An 8937-nucleotide genomic window follows, 5' to 3' on the forward strand; every position below is an offset into this window, starting at 1 on the left:
CATATTGTATTAAACTTATAAACAGATGAAATCAAACGGAAGGATTGATTTGTGATATAAAAACTACAACTTTAGTATGAATATGTTAGCTTCTTTCATTGTTAGTACAGTAACATTTCAACACAATTATCCTCCATATTTCATTTTTTTGATTAACACTTTACTTATTTTTATTTTTTCAAGTTTCCCCTGCATTGTTTCTATATAAAAAAAGCTGCCTTTCCTTAAACGAAAAGCACCTTTTACAATAAAATACATTAAGATTTTACAGCAATAATCATAAATCTTTTTGAATTAGTACGAATCCCTTTTTCAGAACTATACGTATCAATGAACTTTTGTAAAATAGTAAAATCCTCTTCCTGTCCTCCGAATCTAGGAATAATAGGGGTATGTTTTAATAAGAAAATGAGATCTTCAGACCTACTGTAATAATCAGTAACATCATATTCACGTACTTGCACGAGATCAAATCCTGCACTAATAAGTTCATTCATATACTTTTCTTTTAAAGTACCATCCCGTTCACCTAAGCATTGTCCTCTACCAAATGCTTCTTTCAGGTTTAATTTATCATTCTCACTTACTTGTTGTGTTAAGAAAAATGCACCCTTTTTCATTACTTTCGCTAACTCAGATGCCAGAAACGGGGCATGACAACTTGAAACAATATCAAAATGTGCATGTGGAAATGTTAAAGCTTCAGAACCCATTTGAAGAAACTCAACATTTTGTACACCTGATTTTTTCAAGTTAGAATGTGCCGTTTCAATCATGCCGTTAGAATTATCAATTCCAATCAACAATTTAGCTGATGATGCTATGTTAAGTACATTTTCTCCTCCGCCTGTACCAACATCAAGTAAAATATGTGATGGTTTACACCTTTCTTTTACCTCACTATAAAAGTCCCATGTATCCCCTACAGTTTCACATTTTATTTTGCTAAAATCCCATCCATTTAATCTTCCTACTTTATCATAGAAGCTTTTATACTCTAATTCGTTCATCTTATTACTTCCCCTTTGTAAAAATAAATTAAATATGTATAATAACCTACGACACTCCTTAATTACATATTATAAAATACAAATTATTAAAACAACATTTCCCTTCACACTACAATAAGTTTACATAACATTTTTATGGTTTATCTTTATCTATATATTCTAAATGCCCTCTTCCCCAACTACACATACTATCCAAAACAGTACTGACTGTTTTTCCATGTTCAGTTAAGCTATATTCTACTTTAGGTGGTATTTCTTGATAAATTTCGCGTTCTATTAGTTGATCTTGCTCTAATTCACGTAATTGCTTTGCTAACGTCCCTTGAGATATATCTGGTATTAATCGCTTTAATTCACCAAAACGTTTCGTTCCATCTGTTAGCAAAATAAACAAAATGAGTGGCTTCCATTTCCCACCGATTATTTGTAATGTTGCTATTACCCCTTTTAACTTCGGTTCTTGTAAATCCATTTTTCTCACCTCTCCTCAGATATCATAAAGTGAAACTTTAATCAGTGGGGGTTTTGTCCATCCCACACTGATTATTAGTTGAACCAATCGGGCTTTTACGGGCAGTTGACCTCTTACCTAACTTCCTTGCATTTTCCTAACTTTGAGGTGAGAGTTTTACTGCCCGTTAATGCGGGATAAACCATATTTAGCGATTTTTCCAATTACTTATCCGCGTAAATAGCGATTAGTACGAAATTTACGACTATGTACATATAAAGTGCGTACTTTTCACTTGCTCCCTTTTAGCGAATAATAAAAGCATAGCACAGTTATATTCTAAATTTTTTATTAAAGGAGTGGCTAAAATATGTCTATTACTACATTAAAAAATAGCCGTATTGTTATCATTGGCGGGAGTTCTGGTATTGGATTAGCAACAGCAACACAAGCAATTAAACAAGGCGCACATGTTATTATTGCCGGACGCTCGGAAGAAAAATTAAAAGTTGCTCGAGAAGTAATAAATAACAATCATCTTCAAACTTATATATTGGATAATCAAAATAAAGAGCAATTACAAAATTTTTTCAAGATAGTTGGGAACTTTGATCATTTATTCACACCGGGAGCCTCTTACACACTTGGACCGATTACCTCTACAGAGGAAATTGCTGAAAGTAGCTTCATCGGAAAGTTTTGGCCTCAATATTATGCCGTAAAATATGCAATTCCTTTTCTTTCAAACTCTGGATCGATTGTGTTAATGTCTGGTGCATTTAGTCAAAGACCACTTAAAGGCGCACCTGCCTATGGAGCTTGCAATGGTGCTATTGAAAGTTTAGGGAAAGCTTTAGCTGTGGAATTAGCTCCTATTAGAGTTAATGTGGTTTCTCCTGGAACAATAAAAAGAGAGAATGAACAAAACGAAAATAGACTAGCTGCTTATGAAGCTTATAAATCTCTTTCACTTGTACAACGAGCTGGATATAATGATGAAATTGCACATACTGTCCTATATTTAATGCAAAATAGTTTTACTACGGGTAATGTATTGTTTCCTGATGGAGGATACACATATCATTAAATTATTTAAGACAAAAGCCCCTTATTACGGTGGCTTTTGTTGCTCATTTAAACATTGCTGAAATTTCCAAAAAGATGATTACATTTCTTTAGTACCAACAGGTTGGTTTTTAGATGATTCATTAAAGGAATCCATTACAATCCGCTCATTTTGTACATTTGCAAATAAAATTGTACTAGTAGTTGACGAATCGAATCTAGAAGTAATTTGTCTTGATATTTACGGATAAGTTTACAAAGAAAAAAGGCATATAAATAATGCCTTTTTTCTTTATCATCATTTAACTGGATAACAAACTTCTGTAACCCACTTATTAGGATCCGATTCCATCGCTGGGCTCACATGATAAATATTAAACATCGGGCCTGCTAATTTGTAACCCTCTGTCTCAATCCATTTTGCCGCAGCCTCATTTACAGCTGTCATCTGTTCATAACTTCCATTAACTGTTATAGAAGCTACATTGGTTGATTTCATATTTTTAAATGTAACGTCTTTTGTATTTTCGTGCTTACCTAGAATACTTAGCTGTATTTCTATATCTACATCATTTTCTTTGTATTCACGATCATGGAAAACCGCAATACTATAACTCGGTTGGGCGATACTAATATTTTTCATTTGAATTTCTTGCATTAATACACTCCATAAATCACCTTCGCAATTATACGATGGAATAATCTTTCTAACACTAGCTACAGTTCTTTCTGGAATTTCTTTTATTGAAACATGATAATTCATCTCAACAACATCCTCTCTCATCGTTTTCATTGAGTCTTCGAGGAGACGTAATTGTTTTTGGAGGTTATTCATGTCTTCTTTAATTTGAGCACTACGATTTAAAAATTGCTCTTTTATGCTATCTATATTATCGCATTCTATTATTTCTTTGATGGTAGCAATATTAAACCCCATAGCTTTTAATGTTTGAATTTGATTTACCTTTTTTAATTGGTCAGCTGAATAAAATCGATATCCACTCTGCTCATCGACTTTTACTGGTTGTAATAATTCCACTTTATCGTAGTGTCTCAACATACGTATGCTAATGGAAGATAGTTTAGAAAAATCCCCTATTTTAAACATGATTTCCTCCTATAAATTACATCTACTTTGAAGCTCAACTTCATCATAAACAATGACATTATGTGAGGGTCAACTGCTTTTAACGATTTAAATAACAATTTAACATGTTATATTTATATAATTAAAAACCCATATTCCTGTTTTTATGACTACTGCAATTGACAAAATCATCACTAGTTATTTTTCTCAAGACATTCATAAACCGCCATCATATCTCGTTTATCCAACTCACGAATACGATTAAAAATTGGTATTTGCCCAACAGCTTCTGTTAATAAGCTTTCATTCACAACATCACTTACTTTTCCAGTTAACCACGTTTGTACATCCACGCCCTCGACAACTTCTTTTAACCCTTCGTCATTAATACCACTTGCATTACAAGTTACACATGGAATTGTTAGTTTAAAGACACCATCATGTAGATTATCTTCGGTTATCACTTTCTTACCTTTACAAAATGGACATGGATTACTTTTTTTAATTTTATTAATTTGGGTAACTAATTTTTTGTATCCAAATGCTTCGTATACATACGTAAGTTTTTTATATTTACCATTTGTGAAATACTTATCTATAATGGTTTCTCTCGTTTCATAAACATTAGGGAAATCACAAACAGTTACTTGATTATTAACACTAATGGATTCGATATTTCCTTTTATTTCGCCCCAGAATGGTAAGACATTTTGTAACACCATTTCATAGTTTGAAAAGCTTGCTTGTTCTAATTCAAACATCTTCAGTGCGACTTGTGCTTTTCTTGACAATAAAGAAATATCTTCCGTCAATACCATATCGCCACCAACAATAGACTTCAATTTAACAAGTGCCGGTAAATCACCAACTGTTTTCAATACTTCATTAATAGGCTGATTGATTATTTCACGAATATCTACGTTATCAAATTTAAGTGGTTTATGATGATTTAAAACCGTCCCCTCACAAATTGGACATTTCATCATTTTTTTTGAACTTTTAATTTCTTCTTTAATAGGTGCTTTTGAAATAACAATATATCCACCAATAATTGTATTAAACCCTACCCATGTTCTGCGTGTCTTTCCTTTTTTATCATAAAATGATTTCTCAAAATATCCGTACCAAAACGTATGCTTTTCTTCTTCTGACATATCATTATAGCTCTTTGACAAATCGTGACCAAGCTCATTTTTTATTTCTTCGAATAGAAATTCTATTTTTTCATGCTGATAAAATTTTAATACCTTCATGATTTCTGGATCGAATAGCCCATCCCAAAATGGAGCACTTTTATCTTGAATGGCAATATCTTTATCAAAAACTTCAATTTGAAGACGTCCAGAACAAGATGGACAATGATTGTCCTGTGAATAGAAATCAAAACTTCTCGTATCTTTATTAATTGGATGAGCAGCTACAATATGATTAATTAATCCACCAATCTCATATAAGAAACTATATTGACTATATAAATGTCTTTCAAGATCAATAGCAACAACAGGTGCGATTGTATCAGATTCATATTCACCATAAATTAACCTAGCCATTGATGATAAACTTTTTAAAATACCGCCCTTATAAACGTTTTCGGCATTTTTAAAATAGTTAATATGATTCCCTTCTAAATAGTGAACTCCTTTTTTCTGCTTAAGCATTGAAGAGATGTTTATTTTCTCTGTGCTATTCACATTACTTTTTTGACGATAGTAATCCTCATGATTAACAACATCCAAATGCTCTACAGATTCATTCTGCCTTTTTCCAAAATCAACTATATAATCAGAGCTTTCTAACATGTAACGATTATGCTCAATCATAATGATTGAAACTGATTCATCTTGCAGAATACCTCTAATACTATCGATAAATTGATTTAAAATATTTTGTGATAAACCTTTTGAAGGCTCATCAAAAATGAATAATGTATGTGGATTTCTAGTGTTTGCAAATAATTCCGAAACTAAATGAACACATTGAAACTCACCTGTCGATAATGTTTGTGTTTTTCTCTCTAATGTTAAATAGCCAAGTCCTAATTTAATTAGTAGGCTCAAACGTTTATAAGCGATATCTTCATTTGGAAGTTCATCAATAATATCCTCAATCGAGCGCTCAAAAATATCATCAATGTCTTCACTATACTTTGTTAGTTTCTTTTTAATATCTAGGAAAGTTGCTACAGTTGATCGACTTGTAATTGATTGATTTCGGTCTTGTCCCACCATAACTAATTTATCTTTTGGATATCTTTTCAAGAAATCTGTAGCTAGACATTCATTGACAAGTGTAGATTTCCCACATCCTGATTCTCCTGTAACCGTTACAAGCCTGTTTTTAGGAATTTGAAACTCCTCCATTTGGATATTACGGCAATATAAATCATAGAATGTATAATATTCTGTTGGTATTTCTTTATTTCGATCCCACAGTATTGACTTTGGTCTTGGTGATTCTTTCACAATTTTCCCGCCATATTTTCCGCTACCAGGTCCAAAGAACAATTGCTCATCAGTTGTATCTAGTACCGTATCTGAATGATCAATAAGCCAAATTTGATTTTTACACCCTAATCGTTTAATCTCTTCCAAAATTTTCAATAATGTTTCATGATCAAGTCCAACTGAAATCTCATCAATAATAATTACAGCATTTTCACTTACTGCCATGAATTCAGCCAAATAAAGTCGTGTTAACTCTCCACCTGACAACGTACCCATAATTCGATTTAATGTTAAATAACCAATGTTCATATTAATAATATTTTGCAGTATATGCTGTTTTTCTTCACTAATATTTAATTCTTTTGCTAGTGAAAGAATAGATTCAATACTTAAATCATTAATATTTGAGATTGAATGTGGCTTGTCCAACAAATCAATTTCATATTGTTCAATTTCTTCACTATAACGTTTTCCCTTACATTTTTTACACTCAACATTTTTTGTAGTACCACGGCCTTTACAACCAGTACACCAGCCTAATTGATTATTAAATGAAAAGACCTCTGGAGAAAGATTAAAAACTTCAGCAAGTTTTTCCCGAACCTCTGTAAAAACACCAGTATGAGTACCAATCGTTGAACGCGGATTAGACGAAATCGATGATTTTCCTAGAAAAAGTACTAAAGGCATTTCTTCCATCTTAATGGCACTAAAATTTGTTTCCATAATGTTAGGAAATAAATATTGATATTCAGCCTTTGGTAATAAAGAAACTAATCGTTTTTTTGACTCTTCACCAATTGTTTGGCAAAAAGTTGTTTTACCCGATCCAGATAACCCAGCAATTCCAAACGATTTATTAAACGGTATAGTTGCATCTAATTTATTTATGTTATTAGCAATTAATTGATTTACTTTCATATTAACCTCTATTCTTATTTATTCACAAAAGCATTTTTACAATATAATAATTACATAATGAATATTACCTATTATGCAATTATCCTCTCGTTTCATGAATCTTATCCTTGTATATTTCAAACCATTGTTGCCATTCATCTTTAGAAAATTCTTTCTCTTCTCCTTTTAAAACGTAAGAAAAAAGATTTAAACAAATATGCCAACCAGCTATATCTCTCGGTGTATGATCTGTTAATTCATGAATGTACTCTTTAAGAAGTAAAAGAGTACCATTTTCCTCTTTATGTATTTCAAATCGGACACGGTCTTTATCCCAAGTAAATTCAAGTACTGAGTTTAGTTGACATTCTAAAATATCAATGTTTATGAATGAACCGTCCATCATGTCGAACTTTATTATTCCACCAGTTTTAAGGCTTTCAATCTGTAAATTGGACATCCATTTTTTCAGCTTACTGTTTTCTGTTAATACAGACCAAACTTCCTCTACCGTATATGGAAATTCGCGTTCAAATTTTACAATATATCCATCAGTTAGTTTCCCAATTTCAGCTATCATTTTGATTGCCTCCTTATACAGAATATATGTTCTCACTTCATTTTACACGAATATAAATATAAAATAAATATTTATGACAACGAAGTGTTAATTTAAAGTGAATGGTGCTGAGAAAAACTTAAATATTTTCTAAATCCAGTTATATACTATTAAAAATTAAATATAGATTTACGTACAAATAAAAAAGCCGCATTTGCGACTTATGAAATCATAGGATTAACTCCTGTTTTGTTGAATGATTAACGCTTAATCGCATCGACAATTAGCGATGGAAAACCAAGTTTATCGCCTTTATTTCTAGAATCATACCTTTTCGAACGGAAAATAACACCGTCGTTTGCATCCCATTCGTTGTAATAAAACCGACCATTTTCATCACAATATTCAAGTAAAACTACCTCGAATCCAGCAGTTTCAAACATTTTCGTTAATGTTGTATAATTATGAACGATTTTATGACTTGCTGCTGGATGATCTTTCGGACCGGGTCCTCCTATTTGAACTATATTTTGATATGCCTCATCCTGAAAGAATGCATCAGGGACTCCGCACCGAATATGACCAGATGGTTTTAAAAATTCATAACAAATTTCAGCTGCTCTTACACCTTCTTCAAAAGTAAGGTGTTCCCATACATGCTCAGCTAAAATAGCTGAAATAGAGTTGTATTCAAATCTTTCTTCCCACGTAGCTTTATCTAGTAAGTTAAGTTCACCTTCTTGCGTTTGAATCCAGCCTGGATTATTATTAAACACTCCAGCTCCGACAACTACTTTAATTTCGTCTTGTTTTATTGCCACCATTTTCACCTCTTAAATATTTTAATTCATTAATATATTCTATGTTTACTATTATCCTTCCTCCTTCAAAATTTTGTAACATGAGTCCAGTACAATACCGAACTCATGTCCTATAAACTCTCTAATGTAACAATCTGTCTAACTTTATAAAATTAGTTCATGATATACGATTTTTCTTACAGAAATATAGCACACCAAACATTAGCATAATACCAATTACGTAAAAAATTGTTGTTCCGCTCCCACCAGTATTAGGAATTACCCAATTATTCTTCGCATTTTTCACTGTTATTTTTTGTGTCTTTACTGCTTCTGTAATTTCTATTTCTATTGGATTCCTAAGTAACATATATCCGTTTGGCGCTTTTATTTCTTTTATCGTATATTTTCCAAGTACTAATTGATTGGAAATCACCTTTCCTTTTTCATCCGTTGTTAATCTAGCCACTTCTTTACCCTCTTTATCTAAGACTTGAAATATAGCGCCTTGTAGTTTTAAATTGATATCCTTATCATCAACTTTCTCAATTTCAAATTGTCCAGTCGGATCTGGTAATTTCTTATTTCCTATTTTAATTTCTACTACTGCATCTTTTTCTA

8 protein-coding genes are annotated in these 8937 nt (G+C 31.9%); 1 reads left to right on the forward strand and 7 read right to left on the reverse strand.

Features of this window, described 5'->3' with window-relative positions:
* Positions 1–257: 257 nt before the first annotated feature.
* On the reverse strand, positions 258–1010 hold the full coding sequence (locus tag MR170_RS14540; RefSeq protein WP_242308520.1) for a class I SAM-dependent methyltransferase: 753 nt from the start codon (positions 1008–1010) through the stop codon (positions 258–260).
* Positions 1011–1143: 133 nt separating this feature from the next.
* Positions 1144–1482, reverse strand: a complete 339-nt coding sequence (locus tag MR170_RS14545) for a winged helix-turn-helix transcriptional regulator (protein ID WP_016081539.1) — start codon at positions 1480–1482, stop codon at positions 1144–1146.
* Positions 1483–1831: 349 nt separating this feature from the next.
* Here MR170_RS14545 and MR170_RS14550 point away from each other — a divergent pair, with 349 nt between their 5' ends.
* Complete coding sequence (locus tag MR170_RS14550; protein ID WP_016081540.1) at positions 1832–2548, forward strand: SDR family oxidoreductase; 717 nt, start codon at positions 1832–1834, stop codon at positions 2546–2548.
* Between the two features lie 276 nt (positions 2549–2824).
* Here MR170_RS14550 and MR170_RS14555 read toward each other — a convergent pair whose 3' ends face one another.
* The 5 genes from MR170_RS14555 to MR170_RS14575 form a co-directional block, all read right to left on the reverse strand.
* Complete coding sequence (locus MR170_RS14555; protein ID WP_242308521.1) at positions 2825–3634, reverse strand: MerR family transcriptional regulator; 810 nt, start codon at positions 3632–3634, stop codon at positions 2825–2827.
* Positions 3635–3807: 173 nt separating this feature from the next.
* Positions 3808–6978 (reverse strand): ATP-binding cassette domain-containing protein, encoded by a 3171-nt coding sequence (locus tag MR170_RS14560; RefSeq protein ID WP_242308523.1) that lies wholly within the window; start codon positions 6976–6978, stop codon positions 3808–3810.
* Between the two features lie 79 nt (positions 6979–7057).
* On the reverse strand, positions 7058–7537 hold the full coding sequence (locus MR170_RS14565; RefSeq protein WP_088114703.1) for an SRPBCC family protein: 480 nt from the start codon (positions 7535–7537) through the stop codon (positions 7058–7060).
* 239 nt (positions 7538–7776) lie between these two features.
* On the reverse strand, positions 7777–8340 hold the full coding sequence (locus MR170_RS14570; protein WP_226605441.1) for a class I SAM-dependent methyltransferase: 564 nt from the start codon (positions 8338–8340) through the stop codon (positions 7777–7779).
* A 154-nt stretch (positions 8341–8494) separates the two neighbouring features.
* A partial coding sequence (locus MR170_RS14575; protein ID WP_242308524.1) for a SpaA isopeptide-forming pilin-related protein occupies positions 8495–8937 on the reverse strand: 443 nt, incomplete at its 5' end.

Origin of the sequence: Bacillus cereus group sp. BfR-BA-01524 (assembly GCF_022662595.1) — a bacterium.
Taxonomy (GTDB): Bacteria; Bacillota; Bacilli; order Bacillales; family Bacillaceae_G; genus Bacillus_A; species Bacillus_A thuringiensis_S.